The sequence below is a fragment of the Stenotrophomonas sp. SbOxS2 genome (assembly GCF_013416715.1).
Taxonomy (GTDB): Bacteria; Pseudomonadota; Gammaproteobacteria; order Xanthomonadales; family Xanthomonadaceae; genus Stenotrophomonas; species Stenotrophomonas lactitubi.
Genome location: NZ_JAAVXD010000005.1, coordinates 291193 through 306839 on the forward strand (window position 1 = coordinate 291193; position 15647 = coordinate 306839).

The following is a 15647-nucleotide window of genomic DNA, read 5'->3' on the forward strand; positions in this document are numbered from 1 at the left end:
CAGCGGGGTGGCGGTTTCCACCCGGGTGGCTTACAGGCCGCCGGGGCCGCAGTCCTTGGCCAGGAAGTCGGCCATCAGCGGCAACGTGGCCCGGTAGTGGCTCGGGTACCACGGCATGCTGTGCGGCATGTCGGCAATCAGTTCGAACTTCGCCGGAACCTTGCCCTGGACGGCGTTGTAGAAGGATCGGGCATGGAACGCCGGAGTGCGTACGTCACGATCTCCGACGTACAGCAGTACCGGAATGTTCGCCTTGGCCGTGTTCTGTATCGGGTCCATGCCTTTGACGGTCTGCCCCTGCAGGATGCGCTGCAGGCGGTTCTCGCTCCAGGACATGCCGACTCTGCCGAGATCGGTGACAGGTGCGCCGGCAATGGCGCACTGGAAAGGAGAGGGGCTGCGGACAGTGGCTGCAGCTGCAGCGAAGCCGCCGTAGGAGTATCCGAAGATCGCCAGGCGGTCTTTTGCGGCGATCCCTTGCTGCACCAGCCACGCCGCCGCATCGTCATTGTCGTCCTGCATGGTCAGGCCCCACTGCTTGTCACCTGCGATCCAGTGGTCGCGACCGAAGCCGGTGGAACCGCGATACTGGGGGCGGATGACGGCGTAGCCACGCGAAGTGAAGTACGGCACCCAGCCGGAGACATCCCAACCGGCATAGTCACGCGCCCACGGGCCGCCGTGCGGGTGCACGAGCGCGGGCAGTGGTTCTCCACCTTCTTTCCAGCCAGCAGGCAGATCCAGGATGGCAGGAATCTTTCGTCCGTCGCGAGCGGTGTAGGTCACCCAGCGTTGCTCACCGATCTGCTTGCCATCGATCCACGGGCGTTCACTGCCCAGGGTCGTCACCTGCTTGCGGTCGCTGAGTACGTGATAGGTGGTGGGAGTGTTGGCGCCGTTGGTGGTAAAGAGCACGCGGGAGAGGTCGTCGTTGTAACCGGTGATGGCGACGTACTTTCCCGGATAGGCCTGCTTCAGGCCGTCATACAGGGCCTTCATCTGCGGGTCGACATAGATCGCCTCGCGTCGCGGCCCATCTACATAGAAGCCCAGAACCTGGTTGAAGTTGCTGGGTTTGCTGCCCAGGATGAGGCCGCTGATCGGGTACTGCGGGTGTGCGGCCAACGGCTCCTTGTCGAAGCTCCGGGTTGCCGGGTCGTACAGGCGGGCCTGCACCTGCTCGGAATATCTGTCGGTGAGGATGTAGAGCTTGCCGGTCTGGTCGTCGATGCCGGCCACGTCCATCGTGTAGCGCTCACTGAGCTTGGTCGTCAGCGCATCGTGCTTCTCGAACTTGCCGCTTGTCTTGTCCTTGATCAGGATCTGCTGTTCGTACTCGTTCGACCCGGCCGGTTCGATCTGGGTCCTGGTCAGGAGCTCGCCGCTGCGGGGGTGGAACAGCCCCGGAGTCGAGCGCGCATCACCACGGAAGAGAAGTTCGGTCTGGCCGCTCTTGAGGTTGAACAGGTAGTAGCTTGCAGAGAACGTTGACTGGTTGATCTGCGAAATGATGACTTTGTCAGGGTCCAGCGGCAGCGAATGCACCAGCGACGCGGTACCTGCCAGCTCCAGGCAGCGTTGTGTCTGTTCGCTGATGCCGAGCTTGCGCGAATTGTCGGCAAAGGCCTCGTCGAACTTGGTCTGGGTAGTGTCGGTCAGGTAAGCCTTCGACAGAAAGGTCTTGGTGGTTCCCACCGAGTTGCCTTCTCCGCAACCGGCCAGCTGCGCGGTCAGTTCCTGGCGACCGATGACAAGGCTGCGGCCGGCCTTCAGGGCGCTGGCGGCGATGAACTTCATGCGATCGCCGGAAGGCGTGATGGCCACCGGGCCGGCGCCCAGATTGTCCAGGTTCCAGTTGGCCAGTGCGGTGTCACCGTTGTCGCTGCCCGGGGCAGCGATGATCGCAACCAGCTGCTTGCCATCAGGGCTCATGGTCACGGATTGGATGGCCGGGATCTTGGCGAAGTCGTCGACAGGCAGAGGGGTGGCCAGCACCTGGCCCACGGCCAGGCCGAGCAGGGTGGCAGCGATGCCCAGGCGGGCGGCGAGGCGGGCGTCTTTCATGTACAGGGCATCCTTGGCAGCGTGACTGGAAGATGACCTGAAGATGAACGAACAGCCTTCGCCCGTCAACTTGGCGTGAAATCCCCCCGCCGGACAGGCTGGGCGGGCCTCAACGCAGAAGACCCCGCCGGGGCGGGGTCTTCTGCTGTACGCGAACGTATCGACGGATCAGTGGTTGCCGAACTCGTACTTGGCCTGCACGTAGATGGCACGGCCGTAGGCGTTGTACAGGTAGTTGTTGTACGGCTGGCCGCTGGTGCCGGCGAAGCTGTACCGCTGGTTGTCGGGCAGCTTGTTGAACACGTTGTTGACCATCAGTGACAGTGTCAGGTTGTCCATCGCCCGATAATTCACGCTGAGGTTGTAGGTGGTGTACGAGCCCCACTTGCCGGCCTTGTAGCCGGAGGTATGGACGTAGTCGTAGCCGTTGCCCAGGTAGGCCATGTAGTTCGGCGTCTTGCCGATGTAGTTGGCATACAGGGTGGTGGTCCACTTGTCCTTGGCCCAGCCGATCGAACCGTCGGCGCGCACCTTGGCGTACGAGTCGTACACCCACATCGCATACGGGTCGCGCAGCAGGTCCAGGTACTCATCGCCCGGCTGCGGCTGCAGTTCGCGCTTGAGCATGTCGGTGTAGTTGCCGGAGAACTGCAGCGAACCAAAGCGGCCGATGTCCTGCACGTACTTGAAGCTGGCCGTCAGCGCCTGCAGGTTCTGGCTGGCCACGTTCATCTTCGGCGTATAGATCTCATCGAGTACGCCAGAGCCATCACGGGTGATCCAGTCGCTCACGTTCTGGCAGCTGGCCGAGGTGTTGTTGGTCTGGCCGTTGCGGCAGTAGTACTCGGCCAGCAGCAGCTGATCGGAGCTGAGGGTGTTGACTTCGTTCTTGATCTTCCAGTTGTAGTAGTCCACCGACACCGACAGGTTGTTGATCGGAGCCCACACGATGCCGGCATTCCATACATCTGCGGTGATCGGTTCCAGGTCGGGGTTGCCGGACTGCGTTCCAAACACCGACACGCTGTCATACGGGCAGCCCGTCGTGTTGGCCGGGTCGTAGCCAAGCTGGCCGCAACGGTAGTAGTCGGTGGAGCCGTTGGCGTAATAGCCGCTGACACCCTGGAAAGCGTCGGACAAGGTAGGCGCACGGAATGCGGTGCCGTACTTGCCACGGAACAGCAGGCTGTCGACCGGACGGAATTCCAGTCCGACGCTGTAGGTTGCCTTGTCGACGGTGCTGCTGCCGATCTTGAAGGCGTCGTAGCGACCGGAGCCGGTTACCGTCAGCGATTCCAGCAACGGCATGCGCAGTTCAGTGGTCACTGCATAGTTGCTGCGATGGCCTGCGCCGGACACCGCGGTGGTGCCCCAGACGCTGCCATCGACCAGGCGTGCATCCGGCGTATAGTCCCAGCCTTCGCTGCCACCTTCGACCACCACTGCGAAGCCGGCATCGCCGCCGGGCAGCTTGAACAACGAACCGTTGGTGACCTGCGCACGCAACAGGTTCTGCCAGGTCCGGCTCTGGCTGTAGGTGTAGCCGGTGAAGCTCTGGAAATCACCGCTCGGCAGCGGCGAGTAGAACGCTTCCCAGTCCGGGCTGTAGATGTCGTAGCCGGTACTGGTGGTACCCAGCACGGGCCCCAGCACACGCTGCTCGAAGTAATCGTTGATCTGATCGTTCCAGCGCACGAAGTTGCGCTCGGTCAGCTTGTACTCGCCGCGGGTGAAGCTTGCGCTGTAGTCCCAGTTGCCGACCGTGCCGCGACCGCCGAGCGTGACCTGGTAGGCCTTGTTGCGATCGGTGTTCATGATGTCGCGGTAGCCGCCGCCGCCGATGTCCTCCGGCGCGAACACGCGCTGCAGGTTCATGTACTGGCCGCTGTCCTGATCATAGAAGCGGCCCCAGCCGGAGGAGGTGCCCCACCAAGTGTAGTTCGAGCCGGTGGCGTACTTCACTTCTTCCAGGCTGTAGAGCGCGTCGCCGAACAGCTGGAAGTTGTCGTTCACATCGAAGGTCATCGAGCTGTAGATCTGCCCGCTTTCCTTGCCGTTCTTGATGGTCTTGTAGCCGGTGCCATACACCGAACCACAGGCCTGGCCGGTCGGCCGGGTGCCGAGCACGGTGGTGCCGTCGAACTGGCCCGCCACGTTGGCGCACAGGTTCGGGTCCATCATCGCGTAGCGGTTGCTGTTGGCCGGCAGCAGTACCAGGAAGTCGTTGGAGACGTACTGTGGGCTGTAGCCGTCGGGATTGTTGACCTTGGTCAGGTCGCGCTGGTAGCCCCAGATCGGGCTGGTCTTTTCGTACTGCACGTTGACCAGCGCATTGAAGCGGCCGTCCTTGGAATTGAACCCGCGGGCGCCGCTGAAGCGGAAGCTGTTGCCGCCCCCTTCGCTGTAGGCGCCGCCGCGGATGTTCAGCACGCCGCCGTCCATGCGCTCCTTGAGGATGATGTTGACCACGCCGGCGATCGCATCCGAACCGTACAGCGACGACTGGCCACCGGGCAGGATCTCGATGCGCTCGACGATGTCGATCGGAATGCCGCTGATGTTGTTGAAACTGTCGCTGCCGTTGTACAGCGCCGGATACGAGAGCATCGGGCGGCCGTTGATCAGGTACTTGGTGTAGCCGGGGCTGAGCCCGAACATGCCGGCTGCCTCGGCACCCTGGGTGAACGAAGCAGAGGTCTGTCCGCCCTGCAGGCCGCCGGTCGACAGCGAGGACTGCTGCAGGACGTCGGCGACACTGGTGAAACCGCGGGTCTGGATGTCCTCGGCGGTGACGGTCAGGACCGGCGTGTGGTTCTCGATCTGCGTCTGCGGGATCAGTGACCCGGTGACGGTGACGCGGTCGAGCTGGGTCGGCGCGTTGTCCTGCGCGTGGGCCGCGCCGGAGGCGAGCAGGGTGCCGATCAGGGCGAGGGTCAGGGGGTGACGCGATGGCGTGGAGCGATGGCGAGACATGATGGATCCCCGTGTGAGCGATGTCGTCTGGCTGATGTCCTCCGTGACATCTTCATGATTTGTTCAGTTGCAATCCATTCAGCAGGACCGTAACACGACGTTCACGTTGTCAAAATGCTGCGGTCATACGGATGTGCCACGTGATCCCGGGAAATTCCTTTGTAATCAATGGATAAACGGGTTTGTCTGGGAATGTTTCAAAATGTTGCGATGCAGAACAATATGCTTCGACAGCAATATTTGTCTTCAGGATCAAAGGCTTGGGGTCGCTTTCAGATTCTTTCTGATTATTTAATTTATGGGACTTATTGCTTTGATTAGTCTCAATTGGCGGGCATGAAAAAAGGCCCCGCCGAAGCGGGGCCCTTGGGTTGCTGCGACAGCGGCGCTTACTTCTTGCCGAACTCGTACTTGGCCTGCACGTAGACCGCACGGCCGTAGGGGTTGTAGATGCTGCTGTTGTACGGCGCGCCGATGTTGCCGGCGTAGCTGTGGGCCTGGCCGTCGGGCATCTTGTTGAACACGTTGTTGACCATCATCGACAGCGTCAGGTTGTCCATCGCCTGGTAGTTCACGCTGAGGTTGTAGGTGGTGTACGAGCCCCACTTTCCGGCTTCGTAACCAGACGGATGCACGTAGTCATAGCCCTTGCCCAGATAGGCCATGCGGTTGGGTGTCTTGCCGATGTAGTTGAAGTACAGCGTGGTGGTCCACTTGTCCTTCGCCCAGCCCACCGCACCATCTGCACGCACCTTGGCGTACTGGTCGTAGTTCCACATCGCGTACGGGTCGCGCAGCAGGTCCAGGTAGTCGTCGCCCGGCTGCGGCTGCAGTTCGCGCTTGATCATGTTGGTGTAGTTGCTGGAGAACTGCAGCGCACCGAAGCGGCCGATGTCCTGCACGTACTTGAAGCTGGCCGTCACCGCCTGCAGGTTCTGGCTGGCGATGTTCATCTTCGGCGTGTAGATCTTCTCCAGCTTGCCGGTGCCGTCACGGGTGATCCAGTCGCTCACGTTCTGGCAGCTGGCCGAGGTGTTGTTGGTCTGGCCGTTGCGGCAGTAGTACTCGGCCAGCAGCAACTGGTCGGAACTGAGGGTGTTGACCTCGTTCTTGATCTTCCAGTTGTAGTAGTCCACCGACACCGACAGGTTGTTGATGGGGGCCCACACGATACCGGCGTTCCAGACGTCGGCGGTGATCGCTTCCAGCTCGGCATTGCCGGACTGTTCGCCGAACACCGATTCGTTGGCATACGCACAGCCCACCGTGTCGCTCGGGTTGAAGCCGAGCTCTCCACAGCGGTAGTAGTCGACCGAGCCGTTGGCGTAGTAGCCGCTGCGGCCCTGGAAGGCATCGGACAGGCTGGGCGCGCGGAAGGCGGTGCCGTACTTGCCGCGGAACAGCAGGCTTTCGATCGGGCGGAATTCCACGCCGATGCTGTAGGTCGATTTGTCGACGGTCTTGTCGGCGATCTTGAACGCGTCGTAGCGGCCGGAGGCGGTCACGGTCAGCGACTCCAGCAGCGGCATGCGCAGTTCGCTGGTCAGCGCGTAGTTGCTGCGATGGCCGGCGCCGGCGACCGAGGTGGTGCCCCACACGCTGCCATCGAGCAGGCGCTGGTCCGGCGTATACGACCAGCCTTCGCTGCCGGCTTCGGCGACCACGGCCAGGCCCGCATCGCCACCGGGCAGCTTGAACAGCGAACCGTTGGTGATCTGCGCGCGGCCCAGGTTCTGCCAGGTGCGGCTCTTGTTGTAGGTGAAACCGGTGAAGGTCTGGAAATCACCGGCCGGCAGCGGCGAATAGAACGCGCCCCAGTTCGGGTTGTAGATGTTGTAGCCGTCGTCGGTGACGCCCAGCACCGGACCCAGCACGCGATCTTCGAAGTAGCTGTCGATCTCGTTGGCCCAGCGCGCGAAACTGCGTTCGGTCAGCTTGTACTCGCCGCGGCTGAAGCTGGCGCTGTAGTCCCAGTTGCCGACGTTGCCGCGACCGCCGAGGGTGACCTGGTAGGCCTTGTTGCGATCGGTGCTCATGATGTCGCGGTAGCCGGCGGCGCTGATGTCCTCTGGCGCGAACGCGCGCTGCAGGTTCATGTATTCGCCACTGGCCTGGTCGACGAACGCACCGAAGCCGACATCACTGCCCCAGAAGGCATAGCCCGAACCGGCGTTGTACTGGACCTCTTCCAGGCTGTACAGCGCATCGGCGAACAGCTGGAAGTTGTCGTTGACGTCGAAGGACATCGACGAATAGATCTGGCTGCTTTCCTTGCCGTTCTTCAGGGTCTTGTAGCCGGCACTGAAGGGCGAGCCACAGGATTCACCGGTGGCACGCGTGCCCAGTACGGTGGTGCCGCCGAACTGACCGGCCACGTTGGCGCAGCGGGTCGGGTCCATCATCACGTAAGCGTTCTGCTGGTCCGGCAGGTAGACCAGGAAGTCGTTGGTCGGCACCTGCGGCGTATAGCCCTTGGTGTTGTTCTGCTTGGTCAGGTCACGCTGGTAGCCCCAGATCGGGCTGCTCTTCTCGTACTGCACGTTGACCAGCGCGTGGAAGCGGTCATCGAAGGCGTTGAAACCATGCGCGCCGCTGACGCGGAAATCGTTGCCGCCACCCTCGGTGTAGCCGCCGCCGCGCACGTTCAGCACGCCGCCGTCCATGCGGTCCTTGAGGATGATGTTGACCACACCGGCGATCGCGTCCGAGCCGTACAGCGACGACTGGCCACCTGGCAGGATCTCGATGCGCTCGACGATGTCGATCGGGATGCCGCTGAGGTTGTTGAAGGTGTCGCTGCCGTTGTAGAGGGCAGGGTAGGACAGCATCGGCCGTCCGTTGATCAGGTACTTGGTGTAGCTCGGGCTGAGGCCGAACATGCCCGAGGCTTCAGCGCCCTGGGTGAACGAGGCGGAAGTCTGGCCGCCCTGCAGGCCGCCGGTGGTCAGCGAGTTCTGCTGCAGCACCTCGGCCACGCTGGTGAAACCGCGGGTCTGGATGTCCTCGGCGGTGACGGTCAGGACCGGCGTGTGGTTCTCGATCTGCGTCTGCGGGATCAGTGAGCCGGTGACGGTCACGCGTCCGAGATCGGTGGGAGTGTTCTCCTGGGCGAGCGCGATCGCGCTGCTGCTGGCCAGGATCAGGCCGCTGAGGACGGCGCGGGTGAGCGGGTGACGCGGGAAGCCATTGCGAGACATGCGGTACTCCGTGTGGTCGTGAGAGACGCGTTTCCCTTTCCTGGGAACTCATGGATTGTTCAGCAGCCTGCAGACGCAGAAAGGCGGCGTTTTCCGAACGTAACACACGCTTAACTTGATTTGCGCGGCTTTGTAACGCTCCAATGGGGCGGCATGTGAGGTTAATCAAAAGGTCTTTAAAAACAACATTTTGCGAGATCTTCCATGCTTTGCCGAGTTTGGCGGAATGAATGTTGTGTAAATATTTCTTGATTAACAATTGAGGCGTCGCTGCATTTGGCGCGGCGTGTCCAGCCCAAAAAAAAGGCCCCGCCGAAGCGGGGCCTGGTCCGGAATATGATCCGGAAAACGACGGGATTACTTGCCGAAGTCGTACTTCACCTGGGCGGAGATCTGACGGCCGTAGACGCTGTAGAAGCCGCCATTGAACGGGGTCGATTCATTGCCCGGGTAGTTGTAGCGCTGGCCTTCCGGCAGCTTGTTGAACACGTTGTTGACCATCAGCGACAGGGTCAGATCGTCCTGCGCCTGGTAGTTCAGGCTCATGTTGTACGTGGTGTACGAGCCCCACTTGCCGGCCTTGGCGCCGGAGGAGTGGACGTAGTCATAGCTGCGGCCGGTGTAGGCCAGGTAGTTCGGGGTGCTGCCGACGTAGTTGGCATACACGGTGGTGGTGAACTTGCCGATGTTCCAGCCTACCGACAGATCGCCACGGACCTTGGCGAAGTTGTCGTAGTACCACATGTTGTACGGATCGCTCAGCAGATCCAGCTTCTGTGCACCCGGCAGCGGGGTCACTTCACGCTTCAGCATGTTGGTGTAGTTGCCCGAGAACTGCAGCGAACCGAAGCGGCCCATGTCCTGCAGGTACTTGGCGCTGACCGTCACCGCTTCCAGGTTCTGGCTGGCAACGTTGAGCTTGGGCGTGTACACGCGGGTCAGGTTGCCGCCGGCATCGCGGGTCACCCAGTCGGTCACGTTCTGGCAGCTGGCCGAGGTGTTGTTCGGCAGACCGTTGTGGCACTGGTACTCGGCCAGCAGCAGCTGGTCGGTGCTGAGGGTCTTGACCTCGTTCTTGATCTTCCAGTTGTAGTAGTCGGCCGACAGCGAGAAGTTGCTGATCGGAGCCCACACCACGCCTGCGCTCCACACGTCGGCAGTGATCGGCTTCAGTTCCGGGTTGCCGGACTTTTCGCTGTACACCGAGGTGGTCTTGTAGAACGAGCAGGCTTCGTCGCGCAGGGCGTAGCCCAGCTGGCTGCAACGGTAGTAGTCGTTCTGGCTTGAGGCGTAGGAGCCGCTCATGCCCTGGTAGGCATCGGACAGGGTCGGCGCGCGGAAGGCGGTGCCGTACTTGCCGCGGAACAGCAGGCTTTCGATCGGACGGAATTCCAGACCGATGCTGTAGGTGGCCTTGTCGACGGTGCCGTCGCCGATCTTGAACGCGTCATAGCGGCCTGAGGCGCTGACGGTCAGGGTCTCCAGTACCGGCATACGCAGTTCGCTGGTCACCGCGTAGTTGCTGCGATGACCGGCGCCGGCCACGGCGGTGGTGCCCCACACGTTGCCATCGACGAACGCCTGGTCCGGGGAGTAATCCCAACCTTCACTGCCGCCCTCGAGGACGATCGCCAGGCCGGCGTCGCCGCCCGGCAGCTGGAACAGCGAGCCGTTGGTCACCTGTGCACGGGCCAGGTTCTGCCAGGTCTTGCTGCGGTGGGTGCCGTAGCCGGTGAAGCTGGCGAACTGGTCCGGGGTGATCGGCGAGTAGAACGCGGCGTAGTTCGGGTTGTAGATGCCGAAGCCATCAGCGGTGGTGCCCAGGCGCGGGCCCAGCACGGTCTGGCCGAAGAAGTCCTCGATCTTGTCCTTCCAGCGCACGAAGCGGTTCTGGTCCAGACGGTACTCACCGCGGGTGAAGCTGGCGCTGTAGTCCCAGTCGCCGACCATGCCCTTGCCGCCCAGGGTGACCTGGTAGGAACGGCTCTCATCCGAGTTCAGGATGTTGTCGTAGTGGCCCGGGCCGATTTCTTCCGGTGCGAAAGCGCGCTGCAGATTGACGACCTTGCCCAGGCCCTGGTCGTAGAAGCCGCCCATGACCGACTTGGTGCCCCACCACAGCGCGCTGGAGCCGGAGGTGAACTCGGTCTTTTCCTTGCTGTACAGCACATCGGCGAACAGCTGGAAGTTGTCGTTCACGTCGAAGGTCATCGACGAGTAGAACTGACCACTGTCCTTGCCGTTCTTCAGGGTCTTGTAGCCGGCGCTGTACACCGAGCCGCAGGACTCGCCGGAGGTGCGCTTGCCGACAGTGGTGGTGCCGTCATACAGGCCAGCCACGTTGCCGCAGCGGGTCGGGTCCATCATGTACAGCTTGTTGTCCGAGTTGCCGATCACGGCAAAGTCGTTGGACGGCAGCTGCGCGGTGTAACCGACCGGGTTGTTCTGCTTGGTGATGTCGCGCTGGAAGCCCCAGATCGGGCTGCTGTTCTCCAGCTGCACGTTGACCAGGGCATGGAAGCGGTCATCGAAGGCGTTGAAGCCCTTGGCCGCGCTGAAGCGGATGTTGTTGCCACCACCCTCGGTGTAGGTGCCGCCGCGGACGGTCACGGTGCCGCCGTCCATGCGCTCCTTCAGGATGATGTTGACCACGCCGGCGATCGCGTCCGAGCCGTACAGCGAGGACTGGCCGCCCGGCAGCACTTCGATGCGCTCGACGATGTCGATCGGAATGCCGCTGATGTTGTTGAAGGTTTCGCTACCGTTGTACAGCGCCGGATACGAAAGCATCGGGCGGCCGTTGATCAGGTACTTGGTGTAGCCCGGGTTCAGGCCGAACATGCCGGCTGCTTCGGCGCCCTGGGTGAAGGCGCCCGAGGTCTGGCCGCCCTGCAGGCCGCCGGTGGTCAGCGAGGACTGCTGCAGCACTTCAGCAACGCTGCTGAAGCCGCGGGTCTGGATGTCCTCGGCGGAGATCGACATCACCGGGGTCTGGGTTTCAACCTGGGTCTGCGGGATCAGCGAACCGGTGACGGTGATCTTGTCCAGGTTGGTGGCCTTGTCCTGGGCCATTGCCGGCGAGGCGGCAACCAGGGCGGAGATCAAGGCGACAGCGAGGGTGTTGCGACGTGCGGAATTGCGAAGGTCTTTCATGTAGTTCCGTTCAAAGAGCAAATACGAGTACGGCACTGCGCATGCGCCATCGTGCGTGCTGCAACAACCAGCCGCGGAGCCCAAAACCAGTGCTCAGCGAACGTAACATGAACTTAACAATCTGTGCACGAATCTGTAGCAATCCTGAATTTCAGTCAGCGTACGTCCAGCTAGTATGATGTTGGGTTCTTCTTATCGATTCACCCCGGAGTCCGCAGTGAACAGTTCTTCCCGTCGTCCGCATGCCAGCCAGGTGCAGAAGGGACTGGCGCCGCATGCGCGCATCCGCAACGTGATCGCGGTGGGCTCGGGAAAGGGTGGGGTGGGCAAGTCGACCACGGCGGTCAACCTCGCCGTTGCCCTGCAGCAGCTTGGCGCGCGCGTCGGCGTGCTTGACGCGGATATCTACGGCCCCAGCGTGCCGGCGATGCTCGGCCTGTCCGGTCGCCCGGAAAGCCCGGACAACAAGAGCATCGAGCCGATGCGTGCGTTCGGCGTGGACACCATGTCGATCGGTTATCTGGTCGAGGACGAGACACCGCTGATCATGCGTGCACCGCGCGCGACGGCGGCGCTGACCCAGCTGTTCGAAGACACGTTGTGGGACGACCTGGACTATCTGCTGATCGACCTGCCGCCGGGCACCGGCGACATCCAGCTGACGCTGGTGCAGAAAATCCCGCTGGCCGGCGCGGTGATCGTCACCACCCCGCAGGACATCGCCACGCTGGACGCGAAGAAGGCGCTGAAGATGTTCGAGAAGGTCGAGGTGCCGGTGCTGGGCGTGGTCGAGAACATGGCCGTGCATACCTGCAGCAACTGCGGGCACGTGGAGCACCTGTTCGGCGAGGGTGGTGGCGAGCGCATGGCGGCGCAGTACGGGGTACCGCTGCTGGGGTCGCTGCCGCTGCAGATCGGCATCCGCGAGCAGGGCGATGCCGGCACCCCGATCACCGCCGCGCAGCCGGATTCGGCGGCGGCCCAGGCCTACCATCGCGCTGCCCAGCGTCTGGTCGAGGAGGTGGGCAAGCGCCCGCGCGCCTCGATCCCGATCCTGTCCTCGCTGCTGTAAGGGGCCGCTGGCGGGGCTGCGGCGGCGACGCCCGGCCCCCTGTTAGAATCCTCGCGCCCCCTTGCACCCAGGACAGAGCATGAGCATCAAGAGTGACCGTTGGATCCGCCAGATGTCCGAACAGCACGGCATGATCGAGCCGTACGAGGCCGGGCAGGTCAAGCAGGTCAACGGCGAGCGCATCGTCAGCTACGGCACTTCCAGCTACGGCTATGACGTGCGCTGCTCGCGCGAGTTCAAGGTGTTCACCAACATCAACTCGACGATCGTGGACCCCAAGCATTTCGATCCGGGCAGCTTCGTCGACATCGTTGGCGATGAGTGCATCATTCCGCCGAACAGCTTCGCGCTGGCGCGCACGGTCGAGTATTTCCGCATTCCGCGCGACACCCTGGTGGTGTGCCTGGGCAAGAGCACCTATGCGCGCTGCGGCATCATCGTCAACGTGACCCCGCTGGAGCCGGAGTGGGAAGGCCACGTGACCCTGGAATTCAGCAACACCACGCCGCTGCCGGCACGCATCTACGCCAACGAAGGCGTGGCGCAGATGCTGTTCTTCCAGTCCGATGAAGTGTGCGAGACCTCGTACAAGGACCGCGGCGGCAAGTACCAGGGCCAGACCGGCGTGACCCTGCCGCGCACCTGAAGGTGGCGCCGGGCGATGCCCGGCGTTCTGCGTGATCACGAAGGCGGCGCATGCGCCGCCTTTGCTTATTTGCCGCGACCGAACAGGATCGCGATGCCTACGGCCACCAGGCCGAGCGGCCACCAGGTGAGCAGCAGGCGCGACAGGTTCAGGTTGGTCCAGCCCAGGTTGCTGGCCAGCATGAACATGCCTATCAGGATCAGCAGGATGGCGGCGACGATATTGAATCGCATCGGGTCGGCACTGGCTCAGGAATGGGCCGGATATCCTAGCCGTTCCTTCCAGTAGGCGACATGCTGGTCCAGTGCGGCCGGTTCATAGCGGTGCGCCGGGCCGCTGCCCCAGACCGGTCCCGGCCATGCCGGATCGCCGTCGTGGCGGCCGATCACGTGGAAATGCAGCTGGCGCACGATGTTGCCCAGCGCGCCGATGTTGATCTTCTCAACCCCGTCGGAACCGTGCAGCGCCTTGCAGGCGCGGTTGAGCTCGGTGCGCAGCTTGTCCTGCTGATCGCCGTCCAGCTCGATCCACTCGGTCACCCCGGCCAGGCGCGGCACCAGGACCAGCCAGGGGAATCGTTCGTCGTTCATCAGTCGCACTTGCGACAACGGGCCTTCGGCCACCAGCACGCTATCGGTGGCCAGGCGTGAATCGAGTTCGAAATCGCTCATCCAAGATGCTCCGAGAAGAAGTCCAGGGTGCGTTGCAGCGCCAGGGCGGCGCTGTCTGGATCATACGCATGTCCGACCTCGCGGTTGAAGGCATGATCGGCCGGATAGACGTAGGTCGCCATCTGCGGCAGCTTCTCGCGGTGGGCCTGGATCGCCGCCGGCGGGATGCTCTTGTCCTGCGCGCCGAAGTGGAACATCACCGGGGCCTTCGGCGTTTCATCCAGGAACTGCACGTTGCGCGCCCCGTAGTAGCTCACCGAGGGCAGGCCCAGGCGCATCGCGGACAGCAGCGCGACGCTGCCGCCCCAGCAGTAGCCGACCGTGCCCACTTTGCCGTGCGGCGCCAGCCGGGTGGCTGCGGCGCGGACCACTTCCAGCGCCTTTTCCATGCCCAGGGCGGTGACCCGTTCCAGGCCATCCTTCACGCCTTCGGGGGTATAGGGCAGGGCATCCGGATCGGCCTCGGGGCCGTCCACCAGGTCGAAGAATGACGGTGCCAGCACCGCGTAGCCCTCGGCCGCGAAACGTTCGGCCACGCTGCGGATGTGCGGGTTGGCGCCGAAGATTTCCTGCACCACCACCAGGCTGCCACGCGGAGGGCCTTCGGGCAGGACCTGCCAGGCACGGACCGGACCGTAATGCGTATCCAGGGTGATCCATTCGGACATCGGGGGGTACCTCGTTGCAGGGAACAGAACGGCATTGTCGACGTTGTGAGGGTTAGCGCGATGTCAGCGGCTGTGCCGCATCGGGCGGCTACGGGGAAATGGCGGTGGTTTCCCAAGGCGGTGCAGATGGCGGTTTTCGCATTGACCGGTGCACACCCGAAGCCTAAGCTTTCAGCCAGGATGACATACAAGCCTCCGGCGCAAGCCGGGGGCTTTTTTGTTGTCCGCGCGTTGCCCGAGGGCGGCGTGGAAACAGGCGGCTGTGCCGGGCCAACCGCGACGAAGACATCCAGGCCGACCCGAGCCTGACAACCCCGAAACCCAGCCGCCGCAAGGCGGCTTTTTCATTTCCAGGAGAATCAACACCATGTCCATCAATCAAGCCATTTCCGCCCAGGACTCCGCGCTGTATGTGAAGGCCGGCACCGCGCCGACCGCGCCGAACAATCCGGCGGGCTACACCGAGATCGACGGTCTCACCGCCTTCCCGTTCGGCCGTGGTCAGGCCAACACCCTGGATGCAACCAACCTGCGTTCGAAGCAGATGGAGAACATCGCAGGCCTGTCCGGCGGCCAGGCCGTACAGGTGTCCGGCCATCGTTGGCCGGTGGGCAGCTCGGCCGGTCAGGAAATCCTGCGCGACGCCGATCCGGATGCCGACCTGCACTTCCTGATGGTGCTGCCCACCGGCGATGCCGCCACCTTCGTGGCCAAGGTCGCAGCCTTCAACGTCGCCCCGGGTACCAACCAGGTGCTGACCTTCACCGCCGATCTGTTGCCGCGTGATTTCGCCATTGTCACCGCTGCTGCTGGCGGCAATCCGTGATGTTGCTGGGCAAGCAGCAGATCCTGGATGCACATGATCGCCGGCATGAGGACATCGCCGTGCCCGAATGGGGCGGCAATGTGCGTGTGGCGATGATGTCGGCCAGCGACCGTGACCGCTGGGAGCAGGAGACCTACGGTGGTGATACGCCCAAGGTGGATGACTTCCGTGCGCGCTTCGTCGGCCTGTGTCTGGTCGACGAAATGGGGGGGCGCCTGTTCTCCGACCATGAGGTGGCCCAGCTGGGCGCGAAATCGGCCGCGGCGCTGGATCGCGTGTTCCGTGTCGCACAGACGCTCAATGCGCTCGGCGATGCGGCCGTGGGAGAGCTGGAAAAAAACTGATCCGCCGGCCTGAGCGCCGGCTTCAGTTCCGGA

The 15647-nt window shown here is 63.0% G+C and carries 11 protein-coding genes; 4 read left to right on the forward strand and 7 right to left on the reverse strand.

Going from position 1 to position 15647, the window contains the following annotated elements; genetic code table 11:
• Nucleotides 1-30 precede the first annotated feature (30 nt).
• From HFK18_RS10910 to HFK18_RS10925, 4 genes are all read right to left on the reverse strand, one after another.
• A complete protein-coding gene (locus HFK18_RS10910; protein ID WP_180166300.1) occupies nt 31-2064 on the reverse strand; it encodes a prolyl oligopeptidase family serine peptidase in 2034 nt (677 codons plus the stop codon).
• 168 nt (nt 2065-2232) lie between these two features.
• Nucleotides 2233-5037, reverse strand: coding sequence for a TonB-dependent receptor (locus HFK18_RS10915; protein ID WP_180166301.1), 2805 nt, complete (start codon nt 5035-5037; stop codon nt 2233-2235).
• Between the two features lie 389 nt (nt 5038-5426).
• Nucleotides 5427-8234 (reverse strand): TonB-dependent receptor, encoded by a 2808-nt coding sequence (locus HFK18_RS10920; protein WP_180166302.1) that lies wholly within the window; start codon nt 8232-8234, stop codon nt 5427-5429.
• Nucleotides 8235-8591: 357 nt separating this feature from the next.
• Complete coding sequence (locus HFK18_RS10925; protein ID WP_180166303.1) at nt 8592-11387, reverse strand: TonB-dependent receptor; 2796 nt, start codon at nt 11385-11387, stop codon at nt 8592-8594.
• Between the two features lie 217 nt (nt 11388-11604).
• On the opposite strand from HFK18_RS10925, the gene apbC reads away from it, so the two are divergent.
• Nucleotides 11605-12459 (forward strand): iron-sulfur cluster carrier protein ApbC, encoded by an 855-nt coding sequence (gene apbC / locus HFK18_RS10930; RefSeq protein WP_089236336.1) that lies wholly within the window; start codon nt 11605-11607, stop codon nt 12457-12459.
• 79 nt (nt 12460-12538) lie between these two features.
• A complete protein-coding gene (gene dcd / locus HFK18_RS10935) occupies nt 12539-13105 on the forward strand; it encodes a dCTP deaminase (RefSeq protein ID WP_089236335.1) in 567 nt (188 codons plus the stop codon).
• A gap of 65 nt (nt 13106-13170) precedes the next feature.
• Here dcd and HFK18_RS10940 read toward each other — a convergent pair whose 3' ends face one another.
• Genes HFK18_RS10940 through HFK18_RS10950 form a run of 3 tightly spaced genes read right to left on the reverse strand, consistent with a single transcriptional unit; the run spans nt 13171 to nt 14444 of the window.
• On the reverse strand, nt 13171-13338 hold the full coding sequence (locus HFK18_RS10940; RefSeq protein WP_180166304.1) for a DUF5668 domain-containing protein: 168 nt from the start codon (nt 13336-13338) through the stop codon (nt 13171-13173).
• A 15-nt stretch (nt 13339-13353) separates the two neighbouring features.
• Nucleotides 13354-13776: an HIT family protein gene (locus HFK18_RS10945; RefSeq protein WP_100553128.1), complete on the reverse strand. Its 423-nt coding sequence runs from the start codon at nt 13774-13776 to the stop codon at nt 13354-13356.
• A complete protein-coding gene (locus HFK18_RS10950) occupies nt 13773-14444 on the reverse strand; it encodes a dienelactone hydrolase family protein (RefSeq protein WP_180166305.1) in 672 nt (223 codons plus the stop codon). Before HFK18_RS10950 ends, HFK18_RS10945 begins: the two co-directional genes overlap by 4 nt.
• Nucleotides 14445-14811: 367 nt before the next feature.
• On the opposite strand from HFK18_RS10950, the gene HFK18_RS10955 reads away from it, so the two are divergent.
• Both HFK18_RS10955 and HFK18_RS10960 read left to right on the forward strand, forming a co-directional pair.
• A complete protein-coding gene (locus HFK18_RS10955; RefSeq protein WP_180166306.1) occupies nt 14812-15270 on the forward strand; it encodes a phage tail protein in 459 nt (152 codons plus the stop codon).
• The gene (locus HFK18_RS10960) at nt 15270-15614 is read left to right on the forward strand and encodes a hypothetical protein (RefSeq protein WP_100553126.1); all 345 of its coding nucleotides are present in this window, start codon (nt 15270-15272) and stop codon (nt 15612-15614) included. Before HFK18_RS10955 ends, HFK18_RS10960 begins: the two co-directional genes overlap by 1 nt.
• The last annotated feature ends 33 nt before the right edge of the window (nt 15615-15647 follow it).

What these genes read in the sequence shown, in the direction of transcription:
- HFK18_RS10910 (WP_180166300.1), bottom strand. Translation starts at nt 2,064, where the DNA reads ATGAAAGACGCCCGCCTCGCCGCCCGCCTGGGCATCGCTGCCACCCTG.
- HFK18_RS10915 (WP_180166301.1), bottom strand. Translation starts at nt 5,037, where the DNA reads ATGTCTCGCCATCGCTCCACGCCATCGCGTCACCCCCTGACCCTCGCC.
- HFK18_RS10920 (WP_180166302.1), bottom strand. Translation starts at nt 8,234, where the DNA reads ATGTCTCGCAATGGCTTCCCGCGTCACCCGCTCACCCGCGCCGTCCTC.
- HFK18_RS10925 (WP_180166303.1), bottom strand. Translation starts at nt 11,387, where the DNA reads ATGAAAGACCTTCGCAATTCCGCACGTCGCAACACCCTCGCTGTCGCC.
- dcd (WP_089236335.1), top strand. Translation starts at nt 12,539, where the DNA reads ATGAGCATCAAGAGTGACCGTTGGATCCGCCAGATGTCCGAACAGCAC.
- HFK18_RS10940 (WP_180166304.1), bottom strand. Translation starts at nt 13,338, where the DNA reads ATGCGATTCAATATCGTCGCCGCCATCCTGCTGATCCTGATAGGCATG.
- HFK18_RS10945 (WP_100553128.1), bottom strand. Translation starts at nt 13,776, where the DNA reads ATGAGCGATTTCGAACTCGATTCACGCCTGGCCACCGATAGCGTGCTG.
- HFK18_RS10950 (WP_180166305.1), bottom strand. Translation starts at nt 14,444, where the DNA reads ATGTCCGAATGGATCACCCTGGATACGCATTACGGTCCGGTCCGTGCC.
- HFK18_RS10955 (WP_180166306.1), top strand. Translation starts at nt 14,812, where the DNA reads ATGTCCATCAATCAAGCCATTTCCGCCCAGGACTCCGCGCTGTATGTG.
- HFK18_RS10960 (WP_100553126.1), top strand. Translation starts at nt 15,270, where the DNA reads ATGTTGCTGGGCAAGCAGCAGATCCTGGATGCACATGATCGCCGGCAT.